22 protein-coding genes and 4 tRNA genes are annotated in these 23,547 nt (G+C 39.7%); 20 read left to right on the top strand and 6 right to left on the bottom strand.

Annotated features, from left to right (window positions below; translation table 11 throughout):
- Nucleotides 1-19: 19 nt before the first annotated feature.
- Both ALFOR1_RS13830 and tal read right to left on the bottom strand, forming a co-directional pair.
- Entirely contained in the window at nucleotides 20-208 is a 189-nt protein-coding gene (locus tag ALFOR1_RS13830; RefSeq protein WP_058549501.1) for a DUF3545 family protein, read from the bottom strand.
- Between the two features lie 190 nt (nucleotides 209-398).
- Nucleotides 399-1,349, bottom strand: a complete 951-nt coding sequence (tal, locus tag ALFOR1_RS13825; RefSeq protein ID WP_058549502.1) for a transaldolase — start codon at nucleotides 1,347-1,349, stop codon at nucleotides 399-401.
- Between the two features lie 225 nt (nucleotides 1,350-1,574).
- On the opposite strand from tal, the gene yaaA reads away from it, so the two are divergent.
- The 4 genes from yaaA to ALFOR1_RS13805 all read left to right on the top strand — a co-directional run bounded on the left by yaaA (nucleotide 1,575) and on the right by ALFOR1_RS13805 (nucleotide 5,047).
- Complete coding sequence (gene yaaA, locus ALFOR1_RS13820) at nucleotides 1,575-2,354, top strand: peroxide stress protein YaaA (protein ID WP_104643296.1); 780 nt, start codon at nucleotides 1,575-1,577, stop codon at nucleotides 2,352-2,354.
- Between the two features lie 124 nt (nucleotides 2,355-2,478).
- Complete coding sequence (locus ALFOR1_RS13815; RefSeq protein ID WP_104643295.1) at nucleotides 2,479-3,435, top strand: mechanosensitive ion channel family protein; 957 nt, start codon at nucleotides 2,479-2,481, stop codon at nucleotides 3,433-3,435.
- Between the two features lie 174 nt (nucleotides 3,436-3,609).
- Nucleotides 3,610-4,347, top strand: a complete 738-nt coding sequence (locus ALFOR1_RS13810) for a hypothetical protein (protein ID WP_104643294.1) — start codon at nucleotides 3,610-3,612, stop codon at nucleotides 4,345-4,347.
- On the top strand, nucleotides 4,340-5,047 hold the full coding sequence (locus ALFOR1_RS13805; protein ID WP_104643293.1) for a hypothetical protein: 708 nt from the start codon (nucleotides 4,340-4,342) through the stop codon (nucleotides 5,045-5,047). Before ALFOR1_RS13810 ends, ALFOR1_RS13805 begins: the two co-directional genes overlap by 8 nt.
- A gap of 61 nt (nucleotides 5,048-5,108) precedes the next feature.
- Here the strand turns inward: ALFOR1_RS13805 and ALFOR1_RS13800 are convergent, their stop codons facing one another.
- The gene (locus ALFOR1_RS13800) at nucleotides 5,109-5,429 is read right to left on the bottom strand and encodes a BON domain-containing protein (RefSeq protein ID WP_058549507.1); all 321 of its coding nucleotides are present in this window, start codon (nucleotides 5,427-5,429) and stop codon (nucleotides 5,109-5,111) included.
- 261 nt (nucleotides 5,430-5,690) lie between these two features.
- Entirely contained in the window at nucleotides 5,691-6,917 is a 1,227-nt protein-coding gene (gene srmB, locus ALFOR1_RS13795) for an ATP-dependent RNA helicase SrmB (protein ID WP_058549508.1), read from the bottom strand.
- Nucleotides 6,918-6,993: 76 nt separating this feature from the next.
- Here srmB and ALFOR1_RS13790 point away from each other — a divergent pair, with 76 nt between their 5' ends.
- From ALFOR1_RS13790 to ALFOR1_RS13780, 3 genes are all read left to right on the top strand, one after another.
- Entirely contained in the window at nucleotides 6,994-7,692 is a 699-nt protein-coding gene (locus tag ALFOR1_RS13790; RefSeq protein WP_104643292.1) for a tRNA1(Val) (adenine(37)-N6)-methyltransferase, read from the top strand.
- Between the two features lie 61 nt (nucleotides 7,693-7,753).
- Nucleotides 7,754-9,463, top strand: a complete 1,710-nt coding sequence (locus ALFOR1_RS13785; protein ID WP_058549510.1) for a DUF4153 domain-containing protein — start codon at nucleotides 7,754-7,756, stop codon at nucleotides 9,461-9,463.
- Between the two features lie 153 nt (nucleotides 9,464-9,616).
- Nucleotides 9,617-10,063, top strand: a complete 447-nt coding sequence (locus ALFOR1_RS13780; protein WP_104643291.1) for a DUF2147 domain-containing protein — start codon at nucleotides 9,617-9,619, stop codon at nucleotides 10,061-10,063.
- Nucleotides 10,064-10,065: 2 nt separating this feature from the next.
- Here the strand turns inward: ALFOR1_RS13780 and ALFOR1_RS13775 are convergent, their stop codons facing one another.
- Nucleotides 10,066-10,986 carry a LysR substrate-binding domain-containing protein gene (locus ALFOR1_RS13775; RefSeq protein ID WP_227006894.1) on the bottom strand — a complete coding sequence of 307 codons (921 nt, stop codon included), beginning with the start codon at nucleotides 10,984-10,986 and terminating at the stop codon, nucleotides 10,066-10,068.
- Between the two features lie 182 nt (nucleotides 10,987-11,168).
- Here ALFOR1_RS13775 and ALFOR1_RS13770 point away from each other — a divergent pair, with 182 nt between their 5' ends.
- A complete protein-coding gene (locus tag ALFOR1_RS13770) occupies nucleotides 11,169-12,116 on the top strand; it encodes a DMT family transporter (protein ID WP_104643290.1) in 948 nt (315 codons plus the stop codon).
- A gap of 34 nt (nucleotides 12,117-12,150) precedes the next feature.
- Here ALFOR1_RS13770 and fldB read toward each other — a convergent pair whose 3' ends face one another.
- Nucleotides 12,151-12,672 carry a flavodoxin FldB gene (gene fldB / locus ALFOR1_RS13765; RefSeq protein WP_058549512.1) on the bottom strand — a complete coding sequence of 174 codons (522 nt, stop codon included), beginning with the start codon at nucleotides 12,670-12,672 and terminating at the stop codon, nucleotides 12,151-12,153.
- A 105-nt stretch (nucleotides 12,673-12,777) separates the two neighbouring features.
- On the opposite strand from fldB, the gene xerD reads away from it, so the two are divergent.
- From xerD to pbp4b, 12 genes are all read left to right on the top strand, one after another.
- Nucleotides 12,778-13,704, top strand: a complete 927-nt coding sequence (xerD, locus tag ALFOR1_RS13760) for a site-specific tyrosine recombinase XerD (protein ID WP_058549562.1) — start codon at nucleotides 12,778-12,780, stop codon at nucleotides 13,702-13,704.
- A gap of 61 nt (nucleotides 13,705-13,765) precedes the next feature.
- Nucleotides 13,766-14,494, top strand: a complete 729-nt coding sequence (gene dsbC, locus ALFOR1_RS13755) for a bifunctional protein-disulfide isomerase/oxidoreductase DsbC (RefSeq protein ID WP_058549513.1) — start codon at nucleotides 13,766-13,768, stop codon at nucleotides 14,492-14,494.
- Between the two features lie 78 nt (nucleotides 14,495-14,572).
- Nucleotides 14,573-16,294 (top strand): single-stranded-DNA-specific exonuclease RecJ, encoded by a 1,722-nt coding sequence (recJ, locus tag ALFOR1_RS13750; RefSeq protein ID WP_104643289.1) that lies wholly within the window; start codon nucleotides 14,573-14,575, stop codon nucleotides 16,292-16,294.
- 144 nt (nucleotides 16,295-16,438) lie between these two features.
- A protein-coding gene (gene prfB / locus ALFOR1_RS13745) for a peptide chain release factor 2 (protein ID WP_104643288.1) occupies nucleotides 16,439-17,537 on the top strand; the annotation gives its coding sequence in 2 pieces (ribosomal slippage) (nucleotides 16,439-16,513 and nucleotides 16,515-17,537; 1,098 coding nt in all).
- 26 nt (nucleotides 17,538-17,563) lie between these two features.
- Nucleotides 17,564-19,099 (top strand): lysine--tRNA ligase, encoded by a 1,536-nt coding sequence (gene lysS, locus ALFOR1_RS13740; protein WP_058549516.1) that lies wholly within the window; start codon nucleotides 17,564-17,566, stop codon nucleotides 19,097-19,099.
- A gap of 335 nt (nucleotides 19,100-19,434) precedes the next feature.
- Nucleotides 19,435-19,617: a hypothetical protein gene (locus ALFOR1_RS13735; RefSeq protein ID WP_058549517.1), complete on the top strand. Its 183-nt coding sequence runs from the start codon at nucleotides 19,435-19,437 to the stop codon at nucleotides 19,615-19,617.
- Between the two features lie 128 nt (nucleotides 19,618-19,745).
- A tRNA-Ser gene (locus ALFOR1_RS13730) sits at nucleotides 19,746-19,838 on the top strand.
- A 36-nt stretch (nucleotides 19,839-19,874) separates the two neighbouring features.
- Nucleotides 19,875-19,951, top strand: a tRNA-Arg gene (locus ALFOR1_RS13725).
- Nucleotides 19,952-19,998: 47 nt separating this feature from the next.
- Nucleotides 19,999-20,075, top strand: a tRNA-Arg gene (locus ALFOR1_RS13720).
- A 46-nt stretch (nucleotides 20,076-20,121) separates the two neighbouring features.
- Nucleotides 20,122-20,198, top strand: a tRNA-Arg gene (locus ALFOR1_RS13715).
- Between the two features lie 500 nt (nucleotides 20,199-20,698).
- Nucleotides 20,699-21,874: an exo-beta-N-acetylmuramidase NamZ family protein gene (locus tag ALFOR1_RS13710; protein WP_104643287.1), complete on the top strand. Its 1,176-nt coding sequence runs from the start codon at nucleotides 20,699-20,701 to the stop codon at nucleotides 21,872-21,874.
- 9 nt (nucleotides 21,875-21,883) lie between these two features.
- On the top strand, nucleotides 21,884-23,545 hold the full coding sequence (gene pbp4b / locus ALFOR1_RS13705) for a penicillin binding protein PBP4B (RefSeq protein WP_104643286.1): 1,662 nt from the start codon (nucleotides 21,884-21,886) through the stop codon (nucleotides 23,543-23,545).
- Nucleotides 23,546-23,547 lie beyond the last annotated feature (2 nt).

Raw genomic sequence — 23,547 nt, 5'->3', positions numbered from 1 at the left:
TTTAGTTGGTTGTAAAGGATTAAAAGTCTAGCTCGTCAATCGCAATACTGTCTGTTAAGTAATCGTATTCTTCTAGTTCTTTACGTAAGCGGTGTTTGTCTTTTATTGCTTCTATTTCCCGCCACTTTCTTTTTTTATTTTTTTGAGAGGTTTTCCGTGTTGTATTAGGACCTTCTAATATCTCTAATATATCGTTTAGGCTATCCATGTACTTCTCCTATTGATTTTATTGACCTCAAGAATACCTATACCACAGGCCTAGCTAAAATAGAATAAAAAAGTGACATTAATGTTACGAAAGTGTGATTGATTGATGAAGCTTTATGCAAATTGTTAGTGTTTTTTAGACATAAAAAAACGCCGCAATTGCGACGTTTTTTAAAGTACGTTTAAACCAATTACATTGCTTTAAAACGTGCTTCTAGTTGTTCTTGTGCATCAGCAAAAGAGCGAATACCTTCTGCTAGCTTTTCAGTCGCCATTGCATCTTGGTTATGTAACCAACGGAACTGAGCCTCTGTAAGCGGCTCAGGTTTTGGCTCTTTAGGAATATCTGTTTCTAGTAGGTATTCCTGTGCGCCTTCTAAATTACCTAAGTCTTCTAAAAGGTTAGGGCTAATAGTTAGCTTGTCACAACCTGTAAGGGCAATAATTTCGCCCGTGTTACGAAAGCTTGCGCCCATAACAACCGTTTTATAATCATGACGTTTGTAAAATTCAAAAATGCTACGAACCGACTGAACACCAGGATCTTGTAGCGGATCAGTTGGTTTTTCCATGCCGTTAGCCACGTGCCAATCTAAAATACGGCCAACAAATGGTGAGATTAAAAATACGTTTGCATCGGCACAAGCGCGTGCTTGGGCATCGCTAAATAATAAAGTAAGGTTACACTTAGTCCCTTCTTTTTCTAGCTGCTCAGCGGCTTTAATGCCTTCCCACGTAGACGCAACTTTAATTAAAATCTTGTCTTTGCTTACGCCTTCTTTTTCGTAAAGGCTAAGTAGCGTATGGGCTTTATCAATTGTAGCTTGGGTATTAAACGAAAGGCGAGCATCTACTTCTGTAGAAATGTAACCCGGTACAATTTCACTAATTTCTTTACCAAGCAATACTGCAAAGTAATCACATGCAAGTTCAAGTTGTTTAGCAGCATCTTGCTCGGTTTCTTTTGCGTAGCTCCAAGCTTTATCTAGGTAAGGCTTATAAGCTTCAATCTCACTCGCTTTTAATAAAAGCGATGGGTTTGTGGTTGCATCTTCTGGTTGATGCTTTTTGATCGCTTCAATATCGCCAGTGTCGGCTACGATAGATGAATGTTGTTTTAGCCTTTGTAGAGCTGAAGTCATTTGCTTTCCTCATTCCAAGCAAGTTAAAAGAAAATCTAAACACCCTTAATATATACAATCCATACTGCAACAGTGTGACAATGCTTGATAGGTCTTATGTCCTTATCAATAGAATAACGGCGATGTATGAGTTATTTAAGGGAGGATTTATTTAAACAAAACGTGCTTTTCGTTTCATTTAATGTTGAAATTGACATTAAATAAATTACAAGTCAATAGCTAACTATGATCACTGTTATTTCACCAGCAAAAAATCTTGATTACGACACGCCACCCGCAACAGACAAGTTCACTCAGCCTGAATTACTAGAGCACAGCGAAGAGCTCATGAAAGTATGCCGAGAACTAACACCAGCGCAAATTGGCAGCCTAATGAAAATTAGCGATAAGCTCTCTGGGCTTAACGCAGCACGCTTTAGTGAGTGGGCGCAGCCGTTTACACAAAGTAATGCTAAACAAGCAGTACTTGCCTTTAACGGCGATGTATACGGTGGTTTAAATGCCGCCACACTTACCGCGAGTAACCTAGAGTATGCTCAAAGCCATTTACGCATTCTTTCTGGTTTATATGGGTTATTGAAACCACTTGATTTAATGCAAGCTTACCGCCTAGAAATGGGTGCCAAGCTTGAAAACCCTCGTGGTAAAAACTTGTATGAATTTTGGGGCAGTATTATTGCTAATAAGCTAAACGAAGTAACAAAAGCGCAAGACGCACAATACCTCGTTAACCTTGCTTCAAACGAATATTTTAAAGCGGTAGATAAAAAAGCGCTAAATGCACAAATTATTACGCCACATTTTAAAGACTGTAAAAATGGTCAGTATAAAGTAATTAGCTTTTACGCTAAAAAAGCGCGCGGCATGATGGCCCGTTACATTATAGAAAACCAAATAACGCAGTTAAGCCAATTAAAAGAGTTTACTGTTGCGGGTTATTACTTTAGCCCCGAGGCAACAACTAAAGATCTTGAGCCGGTATTTATGCGCGATGAGCAAAACTAGCGCGTTTTATTTAAGCTTAATAATTACTAAAAGAGCCATGCATTGCATGGTTTTTTTTATGCTGGCGCTAAACTTGCAAACATTGTCTAAAATTAATTAACGACTAACAAGCAGGTACAGCACTATGATGAATATGCCAACCGTTGGCGAAGCCGAAAAACTGATAGAAGAAAAACTTGGTGGCTGGTTTGATGTAGTAATAAGCCACATTCCTAATTTTATTGTCGCTATTGTTATCGCACTCGTGTTTTCTATATTAGCGCGCTATGCCGGTAAGTTGATGAAAAACGTATTACGCCGCTCTCTCGACTCTACACAAATAGCTGACTTAATGGCTTCTATATTTAAAGTTATTGTACTTTGTATTGGCTTATTTATAGCGCTCGACTTTGTTGGGTTAAAGGGCACTGTTACTTCACTACTTGCCGGTGCAGGTATTGTGGGTTTAGCTATTGGTTTTGCATTTCAAGACATGACCGAAAACCTAATAGCCGGTATTGCTATGGGAATACGCAAACCATTTAAAGCGGGTGATGTAATTGAAACCGATGACGTATTCGGTTCAATACATTCTATAAACCTGCGTAACACGCTAATAGAGAGCTTTTACGGGCAGTTAATCCTAGTACCAAACAAGGTATTATTTAGAAACGTGTTAAAAAATTACACCACGTTAGGCGTTAGGCGCATAGAAGTGCCAGTCGGCATTTCGTATGGCGATGATATTGAAAAAGCCAAAGAGGTTATAGTTGATAAAATTAACGAATTTGACTTTGTAATACGCAAAGACGAAACCGCTGTATACGCAGAAGGTTTTGGCGACAGTAGTATTAATCTACTGGTGTGGTTTTGGATTAAATATCCTGGCGAGCCAGACTTTATGTCAGTACGCCACAAGGGCGTAGTGGCAGTTAAACAAGCACTTGATGAAGCTGATATTAGTATTCCATTCCCAATACGGACTTTAGATTTTGGTATAAAAGGCGGCGAAAAACTCGATGCCATGATAAGCGATAAAATAAGTCAGCAATCAGCAAATAAAAAGGGTGGTAATAATACTGATGCAAGCCAAGGTGAGTAAATAATTTAAACCCACAAGGTAAAAGCATTAGGAAATAGTTACTGACTATCAGCGCGTTTTTACAAAGTAAAAGCACGCTGATATATACCATTAATTAAGTAGTCTTAAAATATTGATTGTTATTTAACCTTTCGTACTTTAAATTTAACACTTTAAAAATAATGGATTATTTTAATGAGATCCTTTTCTTCAAGCGCAAAAAAACACCTACTTAAATATTATAATCATCATCCTAAAGAAGTTGGTTCACAACTTTATATTAGGAATAAACAATATTACGACTCAAAAGGTTTTACTTCTACAGACTGCATCACTTATGCATTGAATGTAATGTCTGCTGCGTTTGCAGAGGTAGGCAATAGTGAGGCTAAAAATACGATTTGGAAAAAGGGACACAGTGGTATTATTACAGCTCAATATTTAGTGAGTAACCTCGGTTGGGAAACCGTTTATATTAATGCTGATATTAATCACCCCGCAGATGGCGAAAATAAACACCCTTTGGCATATTTGCAGCAAGTTAAAAGGGATGGTAAATACTATAATGTCCCTGTTCATCATGCTATGACGAATTATCGCCCAACTGATAAAGAATCGGCTCAGGAGCAAGGTTTGTGGAAGATCTATAAATCAAGAGGTTTAAAAGTAGGCCCAACAACACTTAATATAGTTGACTATAACACCATGAGAAAAGTTCCTTTTGGATTCGGCGTTTCAAATGGTGGTATGCATACATGGCTTTTTTCTGAAGGATATGTTTATGAAGTTCATTGGGATGGTATTGGTGCTAGCCTTTACGAAAAAACACCTTTGAATTTATTTAACTGGTTATCTGGTGTTATTATTGTACCAAAAGATTCATCAGGATTATTAAAATCACTACCACAAGTGGCTCGGCATTTACATGAATAAAAAAAGCATAACTCATTGTTCTATCATTTTATTTATTTTAAGTTTTATTATAGGCTGCAATTCATTAAATAATACTCAGCAAGATAATACTAAAGAGCTTAATAAACGGTATGGTTTAAGTTATCAATTAACAGTTGAAAATGATAACGCAGGAATTACTTTTTTTGATCGCGATAATAATTTTATATCCAAGCTAACTTTACCTGATGAAAATGCATACGTGAGAAGAAAAGAGTTATTAGAATTTTGCGATGAAGACAACTCTTTATGTCCGGATATGAAGTCTGAAAGTAGTTTAGTTAGTTGGTCGCCAGGTGGTGATTTTTTAGCCGTTTTTGCAGGGGACACCCAAGGTTTTTGGTTTGTACCAACTATTGAAATAACCAAGTCTGCATTTAATGAAAGGCATATAATCAAGATTGGACTTCATCAAACAACTAATCGCTTTAATATCGGTTTGTTTCATCAAACTGGAGGGTGGTTAAATAACGAACAATATGTTTTTTCTGCAGGTATAAGTGGTGACAATTTTGTTTATAAGTTCAACACAAAAACAAAGGAACTTAAGGGTTTTCCTTTTGAGCTAAATGAAGGCTCTACAGTGAGCAATTTTGAAGAAGTGTTTGTAGATAGTTATTATTCGCAAAAAAATAGTTTTAAAATAAGTGATGTGGCTAAACAATTAGAAGAATTAAAATAAAAAGCGCCGCTTGTGTTGGAGTAACAAGCAGCGCTGAGCAATAAGTTAAGAAAGAGGTGTATTAAATAACGCTAATTTTGTTGCGAATGATTTTAACCCCATCCATATTTTCTAAAAACTTTTGAGCTAGTGCACGCTGAAAACCTGTTTGTGCTTCACCGTATAAATCAACTTCCCCATTTTTTACCTGCACTCGAATATCGTTTAGCTCTAAATTAGGGTTAGTGCGTAATGTATTCGTTATTGATTGCTGCAAGTTAGGTTGAGTGGCTACACTGCTTACTACGGCCATGTTGGTTGCTGCACTTACCTTTGTAGCGCAAGCTAATAAAAATAAACAACAAAATGATACTAAAGCGATAGTTAACTTGAAGCGGTTCATAACTTTATCCTTACATTACGGTGAATAGTGCAGCAATTGTTTGCTGAGTTATTCTTACAGTTACAATTTCAGTGCCAAAATTAATGTATTGAAATATAAGGATATTTTATTAAGTGAGAATTCAGGTGGGCAATAATTACATTTTACTGAGTATGAGTTACATGCTCGGGTTACATTTGTAACAGGTACAAAGGGCAGAGCCTATAAGGCTTTTGTTAAAAAGCCGGCTAATGCCGGCTTTAATATAAAAATGTTGTTTGGTTACTTTTTCTTTTTAACCTTCGCTTTTTTCTTAGCTTTCATTTTTACCGGATCTTTACGCTTTTTAGCCGGCGGCTTAGCTTCTTTATGCTGCGGCTCAATACCTTTAATTACACGGCGTTTAAGTTTTTGCTCAATGTAGCGCTCTACTTTATATAAAATGCCAATGTCGTGTGCTTCAACAAGCGATATTGCTACACCTTTTTTACCAGCACGGCCTGTACGACCAATTCGGTGTACGTATACATCTGCGGTGCGCGGTAGGTCAAAGTTAATTACATGGCTGATGTCTGATACGTCTATACCACGCGCTGCAACATCAGTAGCGATAAGTATTTTAGTACGGCCACTGTGAAAGTTTTCCATGGCTTTCATGCGCTTATCTTGTGGCATTTCACCGCGTAACCACGCCGCTTTTACGCCATTATTAGTAAGCTCACCAATGAGCGTTTCAAGGCGCTCACGCGTTTTAACAAACACAATAGCTTTAGTTACGTCTGGGCCGTTTAGGGTGTTTACTAAAAGTTCTAGTTTATGGTGGTAATCATCAGCAAGGTGAACCCACTGGTGAATTTTTGCTTTTTCTTTGCGTGACGATTCAGCTTCAAGTAGAGCAGGGTCGTTTAGCGTTGTTTCTGCAAATCTTTCTACGCTGTCGCCTTCAAGCGTTGCCGAGAATAAAAAGCACTGACGACGGTTTTTAGCTTCGTCACAAATACGGCTCATTTCTTTTTTGAAACCCATGTCTAACATGCGATCTGCTTCATCAATAATAAGCATTTCTACATGTTCAGCATGAAAATTCTCAGTTTCTAGGTATTCCATTAATCGCCCTGGAGTGGCAATTAATACATCATTATTTTTTTCAAAAATCTCTTTGTGAGTACCGTAGTTAATGCCGCCCGTTACCACGCCAATTTTTAGGTGCGTGCGTTTAGCAAGTAGTTCACACTGTTCATGAATTTGATACGCCAGCTCACGTGTTGGGGTCATTATTAATACGCGGGCAAAACCAGGTTCACGACGTGGAAAATCCAATAAGTATTGAATGGCAGGAATTAAAAATGCCGCTGTTTTACCTGTGCCAGTAGGTGCTGATGCTAAAATATCGCGCCCCTGTAGTGCCTCAGGAATAGCTTGTTGTTGAATGCTAGTTGGCGTTTCGTAACCCATTTTATCAATGGCGTCGAGTAACTTGGTATCAAGATCAAATTCAGAAAATTGCATAGAGTGTCTAAAATAAGGGACAATTACCTGCAATTATACGCGCTATACGCCAGTTGGTGAACGAAAAGGTGAAAAAATGTCAGGGTTTACGTTTAAAGAATTTAAGGTTGAGCACGACAGGTGTGCAATGAAGGTCTCAACCGATGGCATTTTACTTGGCGCGTGGGCTAATTTAAGTGATGCAAAGTCACTACTCGATATAGGCACCGGCACGGGGTTGCTAGCGTTAATGTGCCAGCAGCGAAGTAATGATCTTGCAATAACCGCTGTAGAGGTTGATGAAGCTGCTTACAATCAAGCGCTTCAAAACAGTGCTAATAGCCCATGGCCTAATATCAACGTAGTGCATACAACAATACAAGCGTTTGAATACACGAAGCCATTTGATGTTGTAATTTCTAATCCACCTTACTTTAATCACAGCTTAAAAGGTGAAAACGATGCCCGTAACACTGCCCGCCACACTGATGGATTAAGCTTTGACGAGTTAATAAATACGTTTAAACGTTTCAGCCATAGTGGCTCTCGCTTTAGCTTAATACTTCCCAGCATTGAAGGAGCGTTATTTATTAAGCTTGCTACTCAAAATGGGTTGTATTTAAATGCACATTGCCGAGTAAAAGCCACTCCCAATAAAGATATCAGTCGCAGTTTAATGACATTTAGCTATCTAAAAAGCGATATCGAATCCTCAATCCTGTGCATTAGAAACTTAGATAATAGCTACACAGCTAATTATGTAGCGTTGTGCAAAGCATTTTATTTGAAAATGTAAAGTAATTGTAAAATAGGAACAAATAACGCAAACTGACTAAAACTTATCGCTGAGAACAGATATGGATAGTCAGCTACCTAAACCCTTTATAATTACACTTGCCATATTACAGGCTATTGCTCTTACCCTTTTGTATAGCAGTTTAGAAAATAATGTGTGGCCAGCAACAAGCCCTACATGGTTAGTCTCACTTATTACATTCTCTATGAGCTTTCCTTTATTAATGCTAATGACCGTTAATAAAAATAATATAAAAACGTCGTTACTTTTAATCCTTCCTTTTTCTTTGTTGTTATCTTTATTGGGTGCGTATGCAGGCTTTCAGCAAGAACCTCAAGAGTACGTAAGTAATAACACTTTAATGTCAGTTTTTATTTTTACTAGTTTAATAGCTGGCTTTAAAGGCCTTATGTACATACAACAATTTAGTAGCTCAGAAAATGTTAGCTATAGTCGATTGTTTAAGCTCTCTTGGCGTAATTTTATAATTTTTGGAGAATGTTGGCTGTTCGTACTTATTTTTTGGGGAATACTAAATTTAGGTGCGGCTTTATTTGATATTTTAGATATAAAGTTTTTCTCTGAGCTACTAAGAGATGAATGGTTTTGGATCCCAACCTTAACGCTTGCATTTGCCTTTGCGAGTATCATATTTAGAAAGCTTTTGAACATTGAAGATAATATCGCTTTTTTACTGCAAACTTTAATTAAGTTTTTACTTCCTGTTTTATCAGTTATTTCTCTCGGTTTTTTAGCAACACTTCCTTTTACCGGACTCAATAAATTATGGGAAACCGGAAGTGGCAGTTTATTAGTAATGTGGCTGCAGGTACTCACGTTGTTTTTTGTTAATACTGTTTATAAAGATGACTCATCAGTTCGCCCTTATCACTTGCTCTTGCATCGACTCGTTTTTATAAGCGTTGCGTTACTTCCCGTTTATAGTGTTATTTCGGCCTATGGAATTTACTTACGGGTAGAGCAGCATGGGCTAACAGTAGATCGTTGTTGGGGTATTTTAATTTGGTTTTTATTGGCGTGTTTTTCGTTTAGCTACCTTGTTGGAATTATAACAAAACGAGATAATTGGCTAGAGCCGCTTAGTAAAATAAATATTGTAATGGGCTGGGTGGTATTAGTGAGTATGCTTGCTGTTAACTCTCCTTTATTAAACTTTCAAAGCTTATCTACAAATAGCCAAATAGCGCGTTTAGATGCAGGTAAAGTAACAATAGAAAAATTTGACTATTACTATTTTGAGTACAGCTTAGGTCGCCAAGGTTATTTAGCTATGCAGTTATTAAAACAGAAAATAGAAACTAGTCATCCAGAGCAATACGCTATTATTGATAGAATGTATGTTAATAATGAATATGCTTTAACATTAGAACACACCGTAGATGATTTTATTGAGCGTAGTGTATTTTGGCCATCACAAACGCTAATACCTCAAGATTTAATAGAAGTAGTATTTTCTGAACAACATTTTTACGAGCGTAACTCTTTAAAAGAACATACTTATTATTTTATTGGTATGGATTTAAATAAAGATAAAGTGCTAGATTTTATAGTGGTTGACGAAAATAATGAAAATATAGCCGCATATTTTTGGTTATTTGATATGGGTAAGTGGCGCTCGAAGTATATGGATGTCGAAAATCCTGAAGAAATTAGATACCTTAAAAACATGATTGATAGTAATGAATTATCTTTAGTTGAGTCTGAATATTCAAATCTAAAAATAGGGGATGTTGTTTTTAAAGTGAGGTAATACGTTACTTTAATTTTTACGCTACATAGCCTAAAACCTAAGCTAATAATTATTAGGTTAGGTTTTTTGCTTTTAGGTACGATGCTTTAATAGTGTGTTTATAAATCAGCTGGTATTATCGCTTTATTCGCCATTTTAAATTAAGGCAACATAATGAAAAAATTAAATAAACTATCTTTGCTAAGTACACTCGCAGCGGCTTTATTTGTAAGCCAAAGTGCGCTTGCAAACATGAGCCCTGTAGGGCTCTGGAAAACCATTGATGAAGATACAAACGAAGCTAAATCGTACGTACGTATTACTCAAAACAACAATATACTAAGCGGCAAGGTTGACTCTATTTTAGACCCTGCTAAGCAAGATGGCATTTGTAAAGAGTGCGATGGCGCATTAAAAGATCAGCCTATTTTGGGTATGACCATTATTACTGATGTAAAACCAGAAGATGATGGCGTATGGGGAGATGGCGAAATACTCGACCCAACTAATGGCAAAACCTACACAGTGCAACTAACGCCACAAAACGACGGTAAAACGTTAGAAGTTCGTGGCTATATTGGCTTTTTTTACCGTAACCAATATTGGGAGCGTGTAGAGTAACGTTATTCGCTGGCGGTTTTTAAAAACTCACGTTTTAGCCACTCTCTTAATGCACTTACTTGTGGGTGATTAAGCATGGCGTGGCTTGTTGCAAAATAAAACTGTTGATGTGGGTTTACTATACTTTTGCCTATTTGAGTGAGCATACCGTGCTTAATATCGTCACGTACAAATTGTTTGTGAGTTACTAAAATACCTAGCTGGCGCATAGCTGCTTGCGTTGCCTGCACCGAAATATTAAATGTTAAATTATTATGCTGTTTAGGCTGCGCTAAGTTATTAGCCTCGCACCACGTTTGCCAATCGTTTTGCCTACGCGGGTTAGTAACGTATATTGCTTTAAAACGCTCAAGTAAATTTTGAGGGGTTAACTCATCCTCATTTAACCCAGCTAAAAGCTGTGGGTTACACACTAAAATTAACTGATCGTCGGCTAGTTTTTCACAGTGGTATTTTTGCCATTTATCGGGCTGGCCATGAATAATAGCGGCATCAATCCCTTCACGTTCTAAATCAAATTCACCCACCAAGTTAGAAATACGAATATCACTATTTGGAGCCATAAGCTGAAAGTCCGCCACGCGGGGGAACCACCAATGTAGCGCCAACGAGTTAACCATATTAAGCGTTAAGTGCGTATGTTCATTATTAGCGTTACTGGCCTCTTGGCTAGCTGTTATAATTTCGGCCATGGCTGGGGCAATACGTTTGTAATAGCGCTCACCTACAGTATTTAGCTCAACACGCCGACCAATACGATTAAATAGCGCATTATTAAGCTGCGACTCTAGGGCTTTTATTGATTGACTAACCGCAGAGTGGCTAATGCTTAGTTGCTCTGCCGCTAGTACCATACTGCCAGTTTCGGCAACGGCTATAAACGTATAGAGTGATTTTAAAGGCGCCGATTTAATCATAGTCATCACATATTACTATTAAGTTTTACTTACAGGTTAGTTTAGTATTATTCGCTTTTATATTTATAAAGTACACGTAAAATTAGCGCTATAAAAGCACATGCCAATTTTTTAAAAAATAATAAATAGATTAAAAAAATTAAGCTTTTAAATCAGTTTTTATTAATTTTATTTAAAGGATAACCGCAGTGGCGTTAAATTCCCGTGCCAGTGTATTTATGCTGCTTTCTACGTTTACTCTGGCGTTAAACAGCTTTATTGCCAAGCTACTAACAGACTACTTTAGTACCAGTGAAGTGGTTTTTTTACGGGTGCTTTTACCCGCCATTATTATGTTGGCACTGGCGGCGGGTATTAAATGGCAACTGCCTAATAAGTCGGCATGGCAAACCTTTGCAACCCGCGCAATTTTTATTGTGCTGTGCCAAAACTGCTTTTTAGTGGCGTTAAACACCTTAACGCTGGTGGAGGCCGTTATTTTATTTAGTACTGGGCCGTTATTTATTCCGCTAATAGAGCGAGTACTTTTTAAAACAAAACTAAATTGGTTATTGCTGCCTACAATGGCGCTTATGTTTACAGGCGTTATTATTCAAAATATTCATAGCGATGGCATGCAGTGGCGCTGGAGCTTATTAATTGGTTTAGGTGCGGGGATTTTTAATGCCTGTTCGCAAATTACCTTATTTAGAGCAAGTAAAATTAATCTCCCTATGATGGTAATAAACGGCTGGAGCTTTACCTTAGCCTCTTTATTTATGGTGCCGGTATTAATGTTTACCAGCGCCGAGGCAAGCTTTTACAAGGGCTTTGCAATAGATATGAGTGATTATGGATTATTACTTATGATTGCGTTAATTGGGTTTTCGACCGCTGCAACGCAGTTTTTTAGAGGTAAAGCGTATCGCTTAGCAAGCTCTAACTCTCAATTAGCGCCGCTTATTTATTCTAACTTGTTATTTGCGTTGCTATTTCAGCTTATATTTTACGATACAACATTAAGCTTGTCGCAAGTAATAGGCTCTGCGCTAATTGTATTAGCATGTATTATTAATACTTTTGCGCCTAATTGGCTGTTGCGTAGGCAGGTAAAAATAGATGAAAAAAAGCGCGTTAAAAAACTAAGTTATTTATAAAGTGTTGGCCTAAACATGGTTTAGGCTAAACTCGTTATAGCGTTTCGCTGTACTCGGTCATTACTTGCTCAACCCAGCTGGCAATGCGTTCATCGCTTAGCTCGTATTGGCTGTCTTCATCAAGCGCGAGTCCTACAAAGTATTTACCATCAGGGGTAAGTGCTTTTGAAGCTTCAAACTCGTAGTTTTCGTCGTTTGGCCAAAAGCCAAGTTGCGTAAACGACTGGGTATTTATTTCATTGTGAAGCATACCAAGGGCGTCTTGAAACCACTGTCCGTAACCTTGCTGGTCGCCCATGCCAAATAAAGCAATGGTTTTACCATTTAGGTTTACGTCTTTTATGTCGTCCCACTTAGACTCCCAGTCTTCTTGTATTTCGCCAAAATCCCATGTTGAAATACCAAAGATGATAAAGTCGTACTGCTCTGCATTTTTTAGTGGTTCGTCTTTAATGTTGTGTAAGGTCACTACATCGGCGCCAATAATGTCGCGAATTTTTTCTGCTGCCATTTCTGTATAGCACGTAGTAGAGCCAAAAAATAAACCAATCTGCATCGTATTTATCACTGTGTAATTGCCTGTTATGATAGGGCGCAGTTTACCGTAAGGTATTTTTAATTGATACCTTCTACCGTGGTATTACCAACAAGAGATCACAACGTGACAACGCTACCAGACGATTTACCTGAACAAAATACCGAGCTAAGTAGCAATAGCGACTTTTTAGAAACCTTTTTAGATAGCTTGTATTTAGAACAAGGTGTTAGCGAAAACACCCTAAGCGCGTACCGCAGCGATTTAGACAAGTTTTGCCAGTTTTTAAAAGGCGAAAATTTAATGACAGTAACCAGCCTAGATGTTGAAAGTTACCTAGCGCATCGGGTTGATTTAGGTTTAAAGCCGCGAAGCACAGCGCGCAGCATAAGTGCGTTAAAACGTTTTTATCAGTACTTTGTTCGCGAAAAAGTAATAGCTGACTCTCCTATGGTTAATATTGCCCAGCCAAAAGCAGGGCAGTCGTTACCTAAAACACTTTCAGAGGCGGAGGTTGAAGCATTATTAAATGCACCTAATATTGAAGACCCAATGGGACTGCGCGATAAAGCGATGCTTGAGCTACTTTATGCTACGGGCTTACGTGTAACCGAGCTCGTGGGGCTGCGTATGGAGCAAATAAATTTGCGCCAGTCGGTAGTGTTTGTAAAAGGTAAGGGTAACAAAGAGCGCTTAGTGCCACTGGGCGAAGAGGCCATGTATTGGCTTGAACAGTTTTTAAAAGGTGGGCGCGCACAAATGATCAAACACGCGACCGACTTTGTGTTTCCTTCAAAGCGTGGAGTAGGCATGACCCGACAAACTTTTTGGCATAGAATTAAACACTATGCTATTTTGGCATCAGTTGAGTCTCCATTATCTCCCCATACGATGCGCCATGCTTTTGCTACGCATTTACTAAACCATGGGGCTGACTTACGTGTGGTGCAAATGATGCTAGGACACAGCGACTTATCAACCACACAAATTTATACCCATGTTGCTAATGAACGGTTAAAATCGGTACACGCGCAGCATCATCCACGCGCTTAATTTGAAATTTTTTATTACTAAGCCGGTCAGTTTATAAGTGTTTTTAGGATAGAGAGAAGTTATGAAAAAATTAATGTTAGCAGGTGCCATGTTGTGCACAAGTATTAGTGCATTTGCAAATGGCGTTGCTGTAACTCCAAGTGCTGATGATCCTATTGTTACTAAATTTGCCACTTTAGGTGTAACGGTTAAGCAAATTAACCCAAGCCCAGTTGCCGGTTTAAAAGAGCTAATTACTAATAAAGGTGTACTTTACGCAAGCCCAGACGGCCAGTTTTTAATGCAAGGTACGCTAATCGATTTAAACAACCGTAGTAACTTAACAGAGCAAGCGCTAAATGGCGTACGTGTTGAAGGCGTTAAAGAATACGAAGATTCTATGATTGTTTATAAAGCGCCAAATGAGCAACATCAAATTACCGTATTTACTGATATTAGCTGTGGTTACTGTCGTAAATTACACCGCGAATTAGACGACTTACTAGACGCTGGCATTACAGTGCGTTACTTAGCGTTTCCGCGTGGTGGCTTACAAGGTTCTGGCTATGCTGATTTAATGAATGTTTGGTGTGCACGCGATCAGCAAGAAGCGCTTACAGAAGCTAAGTCGGGCGTAGACACTAAAGTAGTTGCAGGCTGTAGTGCACCGGTTGCAGAGCATTACCAACTAGGCCAAAGCTTTGGTATTAGCGGTACGCCAGCGATTGTATTAGAAGATGGTACAATGATCCCAGGTTACCAGCCAGCAGCCGCTTTAAAAGCAGCGCTTGAGGCAAACAAAGCGTCTTAATAAGGCGTTTACGTTTATTAAAAGGCCGTAATGGCCTTTTTTTGTCTTTTTATTTTGAATTTAAAAGTTAGCAATTGCATGAAAAAACTGATCATTGCGCGAGAAAACGTTGACGACTCACACCTACCGAGCAACTTACACCCCGTTATAAAACAAATATATGCCACGCGAAATGTAATTAATGCTGATGAGCTAAATAACAGTGCAGCTACACTTCACGACTTCAAACTATTTAAAGACATAGACAAAGCAAGCGAGTTGTTAGTAAATGCTTTAAACGCGCAAAGTCGTATTTTAATTGTTGGCGATTTTGATGCCGATGGCGCAACTAGCACAGCTACTTTAATGCAAGGCCTTGAGATGTTTGGCTTTAAGCATTTAGATTACCTAATACCAGACAGGTTTAGCTTAGGTTATGGTTTAAGTCCCGCGCTTGCAGAGCAAATAGTACAAATAAAACCTGATTTAGTGATCACCGTAGATAACGGCATATCGTGTATTGCCGGTATTGATATTTTAAAAGCGGTTGGCATAAAAGTGTTGGTAACAGATCACCACTTACAAGGTGAGCAACTCCCTAATGCCGATGCAATAGTAAACCCTAATAGGCACGAGTGTAACTTCCCGTCTAAATCAATAGCAGGGGTTGGTGTTGCCTTTTACTTACTTATTGCCCTTAGAAGCGTAATGCGCGAGCAAGGCTACTTTGAACAGCAACCACCACCAAATTTAGCTAACCTCCTAGATATAGTTGCACTGGGTACAGTGGCCGATGTGGTTGCGCTTGATGCAAATAACCGCACCTTAGTACATCAAGGTTTAGCGCGTATACGAAGTGGTAATACTCGCCCGGGTATTACTGCACTTATTGAAGTAGCTAATCGAAATGCAGCGCGCTTAAGCGCCAGTGATTTTGGTTTTTCGCTAGCGCCGCGTTTAAATGCCGCAGGTCGATTAGATGATATGAGCTTAGGCATAGCGTGTTTGTTAAGTAACGATATAAACCAAGCAAGGCGCATTGCTGGTGAGCTTGATAGCTTAAACCATGCTAGGCGCGAAATAGAGCAGGGCATGCAAGCCGAGGCGCAAGCCGTACTTGATAGGCTCGCCTTTACCGACGATAACATTCCCGATGCTATTTGTTTGTTTCAAGATGACTGGCACCAAGGTGTTATTGGTATTTTAGCTGGCCGCTTAAAAGAAAAATATCATCGTCCAACCGTTATTTTTGCTGGTGGCGAAAACGGCGAAATAAAAGGTTCGTGCCGCTCTATTGAAGGGCTGCACATGCGCGACCTACTCGAAGGGCTAAATACCGCCGACCCACATTTAATTAATAAATTTGGTGGCCACGCAATGGCTGCTGGCTTGAGTATTAACGAGCAAAACTTTAACGACTTTAAAAAAGCGTTTGATGCAGCAGTAACAGCTCAGCTTAGCGAAGAAAGCAAACGCTGTATTGTATTTACCGACGGCGAGCTGCCAAACGAATGCTTTACGATGGAGTTTGCTCAGCTATTAAAGCAATCAGGCCCATGGGGACAGCAATTTCCAGAGCCGGTATTTGAGCATACCTTTGAAGTTATTCAACAGCGTATTGTGGGCGAAAAGCATTTAAAATTAGTGCTTAAACATCAATCAGGGCGATTAGTTGATGCCATTGCCTTTGGTATTGATGTAAAAGAATGGCCCGACACCGAAGCTCGTTTTGTTAAAGTGGCGTATCAGCTCGACATAAACGAGTTTAGAGGTAAGTTTAGCTTGCAATTAATAGTAAGAGAGCTTGAAAAAGTGTATTAAAAAATATGCAGCAACTATGCATAAAATGCTAATAAAGCGCGCGGTTTTTTGTTAAAATCGGGCGTTTTTATCATTTGACGATAATTTATTGCGTAATTAGCTAATTTTAGCGCGTAATAATCTAGCCATTTTGGAGTAATGTACATGTTTGAAGTGAATCCTGTGATTAATCAAATCAAGGAAATTCGCGAACGTACTGAACTGCTTCGGGGGTACCTTTGACTACGCTCTTAAACAAGAACGCTTAGAAGAAGTAAACGCCGAACTTGAAGATTCAGCCGTATGGAATGAGCCTGAGCGTGCACAAGCACTTGGCCGAGAAAAATCAGCACTAGAAGCGGTTGTTGAAACAATCGATAACTTAGTGGCTGGCGCCGACGACGTTGAAGGGTTGCTTGAGCTTGCTATAGAGGCTGAAGACGAAGAAACCTTTGTTGAAGCGCAAACTGAGCTTGAAGGCTTAAATAAACAGCTTGAAGGTTTAGAGTTCCGTCGTATGTTTTCGGGTTCTCACGATTCAAACGACGCCTACCTAGATTTACAGTCGGGTTCTGGCGGTACTGAAGCACAAGACTGGTGTAACATGCTACTGCGTATGTATTTACGCTGGGGCGAAGCCAAAGGTTTTAAAGTTGAGCTTGTAGAGGCTACCGATGGCGATGTAGCAGGTATTAAAGGCGCAACAGTGCGCTTTGTTGGCGAATACGCATACGGTTGGCTACGTACAGAAACAGGTGTGCACCGTTTAGTACGTAAAAGCCCGTTTGACTCAAGTGGCCGTCGTCATACCTCGTTTGCCTCTGCGTTTGTATACCCAGAAGTAGATGACAACATTGAAATTGATATTAATCCGTCAGATTTACGTATAGACGTTTACCGTGCATCGGGCGCGGGTGGTCAGCACGTAAATACCACCGAATCGGCAGTACGTATTACCCACGTACCTACCAACACGGTTGTACAGTGTCAAAACGAGCGTTCACAACACAAAAATAAAGCCCAAGCAATGAAGCAGTTAAAAGCTAAATTATTTGAGCTTGAGCTTCAGCAGCAAAATGCTGAAAAGCAAACTCAAGAAGACGCAAAGTCGGATATTGGCTGGGGAAGCCAAATTCGTTCTTACGTACTTGATGATGCACGTATTAAAGATTTACGAACTGGTGTTGAAAACCGTAATACGCAATCGGTACTTGACGGCAACCTAGACAAATTTATTGAAGCCAGCCTAAAATCTGGCCTATAACCACCAAGCTAAAAAAGAGCTAAAAAATGACTGATCAAATCCAAGACGAAAATAAGTTAATCGCTGAGCGTCGCGGCAAATTAGACGCTATTCGCGCAAATTGCCCAGCCAACGGTCATCCTAATCAGTTCCGTCGTGAACATTACACGGCTGATTTACAGGCTGAGTTTGGTGATAAGAGTAAAGAAGAATTAGTAGAGCTTCAGCATGTTGTATCAATTGCTGGACGTATTCTTGCTAAACGTGGTCCTTTTATGGCAATTCAAGACATGAAAGGCCGTGTACAAGCTTACGCATCTAAAGATGTGCAAAAAGACTTAAAAGCAAAATATGGTCAACTAGATATTGGCGATATTATTGGTGTTAAAGGCGCACTTAATAAATCAGGTAAAGGCGATTTATACGTAGAAATGACAGAGTACGAATTACTTACTAAGTCACTACGCCCATTACCAGAGAAATTTCATGGCTTATCAGATCAAGAAACTAAGTACCGCCAACGCTACGTTGATTTAATTACTAACGAAGCAACGCGCGAAACGTTCCGTATTCGCTCACAAGTAGTTGAAGGTATTCGTCGCTTTTTAGCCGAGCGCGACTTTATGGAAGTAGAAACACCTATGCTACAGGTTATTCCTGGCGGTGCATCTGCGCGTCCGTTTGTGACTCACCATAACGCACTTGATATAGATATGTACTTACGTATAGCGCCTGAGCTTTACCTTAAGCGTTTAGTGGTAGGTGGTTTTGACCGCGTATTTGAAATTAACCGTAACTTCCGTAACGAAGGGTTATCAACGCGTCACAACCCAGAATTCACTATGATTGAGTTCTACCAAGCGTATGCTGATTACATTGACCTGATGAATATCACCGAAGACATGCTACGTACTGTTGCAACTAACGTATTGGGCAGCCCAATTGTTATTAATACAACAAAAGACGAAAACGGCGAAGTAACCGACTCAGTAGAGTACGACTTTGGCCAACCGTTTACACGTTTAAGCATGGCTGATGCTATCTTAAAATATAACCCTGAGTTTGATGCTGCGGTATTTAACGATCCAGAAAACCACTTTGACGAATTAAAAGCGTACGCTAAACAAGTACATGTAAAAATTCCTGAAAACTGCGTTTGGGGCCCAGGTAAGTTTTTATGTGAAATATTTGAAGAAACGGCTGAGCACATGCTTATCCAACCTACATTTATTACTGGTTACCCGTGGGAAGTTTCTCCACTGGCGCGTCGTAACGACGAAAACCCATTTGTTACCGACCGTTTTGAGTTTTTTGTTGGCGGACGTGAGCTTGCAAATGGTTTCTCGGAGCTTAACGATGCACAAGATCAAGCTGAGCGCTTTACTCGTCAAGTTGAAGAGAAAGACGCAGGTGATGATGAAGCAATGCATTACGATGAAGACTACATACGCGCACTTGAGTACGGCTTACCGCCTACCGCTGGTGAAGGTATTGGTATTGACCGATTAGTAATGTTATTTACTGATTCATCAACAATTAAAGACGTTATTTTATTCCCGCATATGCGCCCACAAGCTGATTAAGCTTTTGGTAAAACAACGTGAATTAAAAAACACCGCTAACTAGCGGTGTTTTTTTGCTTTTTATTAAGCGAATTTTTGTTTTTTAATTAATTAGTACTACAATAAAATTTAAATGCAGTTATTAATGCTGGTTAATATAAAATTCAGCTTAAAACCTTTATGGTTATAACTAGTTGTTAGCATTATAAATAGTAGTGTTATAACTTTTTATTATGGTTGTTTTTTAAACATGTGTTGTATTTATGTAAGCTTTTTAGCTAGAATACGCCCAAAATTTATACGGCTTCGTATTTGCTAGTTAAATATTAAATATCTAAAGGACTTAGAGTAATAATATGAAAAATAAACGCACAGAAGATTTTTCAGAAGTGAGCACCACAGAGCAAGAGCGAGAAGCTTATTACCGTGCTTGCATAGCTGAATTTCAACAATTGGGTTACCAAGAACAGTATTTAGCTAATTTAACAGATGAGTTAGTGCCTGTGCTAGGTGTTAATCCTGCCGACAAAAACACATAAGCTGCTTAATTTTCAAACTAATTACACTTTAAAACCAAACATATGTGCAATCTATAACCATATAGACATATTTGGCAGAAAAGTGTTTGACATATTTTCTGAAATCTTTATTATACGCCCCACAAGACGGAGAGGTGTCCGAGTGGCCGAAGGAGCTCCCCTGCTAAGGGAGTATAGAGTTTGTAGCTCTATCGAGGGTTCGAATCCCTCCCTCTCCACCATTTCTTTTAATGGCGAGTCTTGTAAAAAGTAAAGATGGGCGCATAGCTCAGCTGGATAGAGTACCTGGCTACGAACCAGGCGGTCGGAGGTTCGAATCCTCCTGCGCCCACCACTCTTTACACACTCTGCTTAGAGTATAAACAAGCAAAAAATAAAAGTGGGCGCATAGCTCAGCTGGATAGAGTACCTGGCTACGAACCAGGCGGTCGGAGGTTCGAATCCTCCTGCGCCCACCACTTTTATTAACTCTGCTTAGAGTATAAACAAGTAAAAAATGAAAGTGGGCGCATAGCTCAGCTGGATAGAGTACCTGGCTACGAACCAGGCGGTCGGAGGTTCGAATCCTCCTGCGCCCACCACTTTCATACATAAGCCGACATTAAGTCGGTTTTTTTGTGTCTGAAATAAAGTAAAGCGTAGATATAGATAAACTAGCTTACTGCGAACCAAGCGGTCAGAGGTTCACTCTTAGAAGATACGTCCTGCGCCCACCACTTTCATACATAAGCCGACACTAAGTCGGTTTTTTTGTGCCTGAAATTTGAGAAAGTTTTCAGTTAAGCCAAACAAACACTTCTGTTAAAAACTTCAGCGTAGACGCAGAACTTGTTCGCGTGAGAAGCGCAGCTTCTAATTACTTACGTATCTACCCAAAACCATTTACGAGCGATCCTCGTCGCGCCAGCAAGCTGAGCGCCTACGGCAAACCTTAAACTCTGACTTAAATTACCGTAGACGTAGAGCTTGCTCACGTGAGAAGCGCAGCTTCTAATTACTTATGTGCTCACTCAAAACCATTCACTGCTCTTTAACTTAAGCTGTGGTATTTTAAACACCTTGTTTAAAAGGATCTTGCTGTATGTTTAAAGCCGTATTTATCATCTTTGTATTACTATTTAGCAGCTTATTTAATGTGAGCGCTAAGCAAAGCGAAGCGCAAAATTCGCCCGTTGTTGGCGCTGCGCAGTTCGCACATTATTTACCACAATTAAAAAATAAAAGTATTGGCCTTGTAGTAAACCAAACATCACTTGTCGCTAACACGCATTTAGTAGATGCCTTACTCACTAAAAATATAAACATAACCAAAATATTTGCACCTGAACATGGCTTTAGAGGCGATCACGATGCCGGTGCCCATGTTAAAAATGCAGTTGATAGCAAAACTGGTATCCCACTTATTTCTATTTATGGCAAAAACAAAAAACCAAGCGCCGAAGCTCTTAGCAATGTAGATGTTATTATTTTTGATATACAAGATGTGGGCGTGCGCTTTTATACCTACATAAGCTCTATGCATTACATGATGGAAGCCGCAGCCGAGCAAGGTATTGAGTTTATTGTACTTGATAGGCCAAACCCCAATATTGCCTATGTGGATGGGCCAATACTTGAACGCCAGTTTAAATCGTTTGTAGGTATGCACCCAATCCCCGTGCTGCATGGCATGTCGGTAGGCGAGCTTGCAAAAATGATCAAAGGCGAAAGCTGGATCAATAAAGCGGCTGATTTAAAACTTACAGTGATCCCGGTTGCTCATTACACGCGCTCAACATCCTACAGTTTACCTGTAAAACCCAGCCCTAATTTACCGAACGATCAATCAATCGCGCTTTATCCGTCGCTTTGCTTTTTTGAGGCAACGCCAATAAGTATTGGCAGAGGCACCGACTTTGCGTTTCAAGTAATTGGCTACTCGCCCGTTGCGCTTGGAGATTTTAGTTTTACACCGCGCTCTATTAAAGGCGCTGCAGCAAACCCTAAATTTAAAAATACCCCTGTAAAAGGCCTCGATTTACGCACAGCAAACACGCGCGGGCTTGATTTAAGTTATTTAGTTACGGCTTATAATAAATTAACTAAAAATAATATTACCTTTTTTGAACGCGCTGATTTTATGGATAAATTGGCTGGCACTAACAAACTACGTTTAGCTATTGAAGCAGGGCAATCAGAGGCACAAATAAAACAAAGTTGGCAGCAAGGGCTTGAGGCATTTAAAAAGCAACGAGCGCCATATTTACTATACAAGTAAGGGTTATAAATGGCGTTAGTAATAAACACAAAAATAAGCACTTATTTTAAAGCAGCTTTAGTCGCACTTATGGGCCTTACACTAGCCGCGTGTAGTAGCAACAAGGCTAATGACTTTGCAGCGAGTGAGCTTAAGCAGAGTAAATTAGTAACGCTTCCAAATGCACAAGTAGTGGTCACTTTTCCTGAGGCTAACCCAAGTAGCCGTGAGTACGTAAATAACCGTGGCACATTTAAAGCGTATAAAGGGCGAGGGCAGTTATTAATTCAAAATAATAATGCGATAAGCGCCGATATTTTTATAAATAACCAAAAGCTTAATATTACCAACCAATTAGCCGCTAATACTTTATATGAGTATTCGCTAGCAAGGCGCACCCACAACGGGGTAAATACGTTTAAGGTTGAAAATATTAAACCTAAAGGCGCAAGCCTTACCTTGCGCTTTGAGTTTCCGACCTTAAATACCGCTGCGCAAAGCAATATAGACTTTAGCCAGGTCGATGCCCTTATTGAAAAAGACGTAAAAGCTGGTTTTCCCGGGGCAGTATTAGCCGTTGTAAAAAGTGGCGAACTCATAAAGCTTAGCGCCTATGGCGATGCCAAACAGTACCAGCAAAGTGATTTAATGCTACTACGCCCAGAGCCAATGCAAACACACACTCTGTTTGATTTAGCCTCTAACACCAAAATATTTGCCACTAACTTTGCCCTAATGAAACTTGTAAGCGAAGGGCTTTTAAATATAAACAAGCCCGTGCAAAGTTATTTACCCGAATACAAAGGCGATGGGCGCGAGCTGCGCACAGTTAAAAATTTACTTACGCATACTGCGGGTTACCCGCCTGTGTTTGATTTTCATCGTAAAAGTGCTAAAACTGGCGATGCGTATTTTTCGCAAAATAGCCAAACCACAAAGCAGCTGTTACTGACGCAAGTACCGCTAAGTAATAAATACCCCGCACAAGCCGTTTACTCCGATATTGATTACATGATTTTAGGCGTACTAGTTGAGCGTATAACCGGGCAACCACTTGATGACTACCTCGAGCAGCACATTTACGCCCCACTTAAACTGACCAATACGGTATTTAACCCACTTAAAAAGGGCTTTATACGCTCTGAATTTGCAGCTACCGAGCTTAGCGGTAACACCCGTGATGGGCGAATTGAATTTGATAATATTCGCACCAATGTTTTGCAAGGCGAAGTGCACGACGAGCGGGCATTTTATTCGTTTGATGGCGTAGCAGGGCATGCTGGTTTATTTAGTAATGCGCCCGATTTAGCCGTACTTAGCCAAGTGCTATTAAACCAAGGTGGCTTTGGCAATAACCAGTTATTTAGCGCATCAACCTTAGCGCAGTTTTTAACGCCACAATTAAACAACGAAACCTACGGCCTTGGTTTTAGGCTTGCAGGTAACAACCAAGCTAGGCGTTGGCACTTTGGCCCTTACGCAAGTGCACAAGCGTATGGACACACCGGTTGGACGGGCACAGTTACCGTAATTGACCCAACGTACGATTTAGCCATTATTTTATTGACCAATGCGCGCCACACAAAAATAAAAGGAAGCCAAAAACATTACCAGTTTTTGGGCAAACAATACGAGACGGCGCAATATGGCTCGGTGGTATCGCTTATTTACGAAGCACTACTAAATCAATAAAT

It is taken from the genome of Pseudoalteromonas carrageenovora IAM 12662 (assembly GCF_900239935.1).
GTDB classification, from domain to species: Bacteria; Pseudomonadota; Gammaproteobacteria; order Enterobacterales; family Alteromonadaceae; genus Pseudoalteromonas; species Pseudoalteromonas carrageenovora.
Note: the sequence above shows the minus strand (reverse complement) of the source record. Positions and strands in the feature narration are given on the sequence as shown.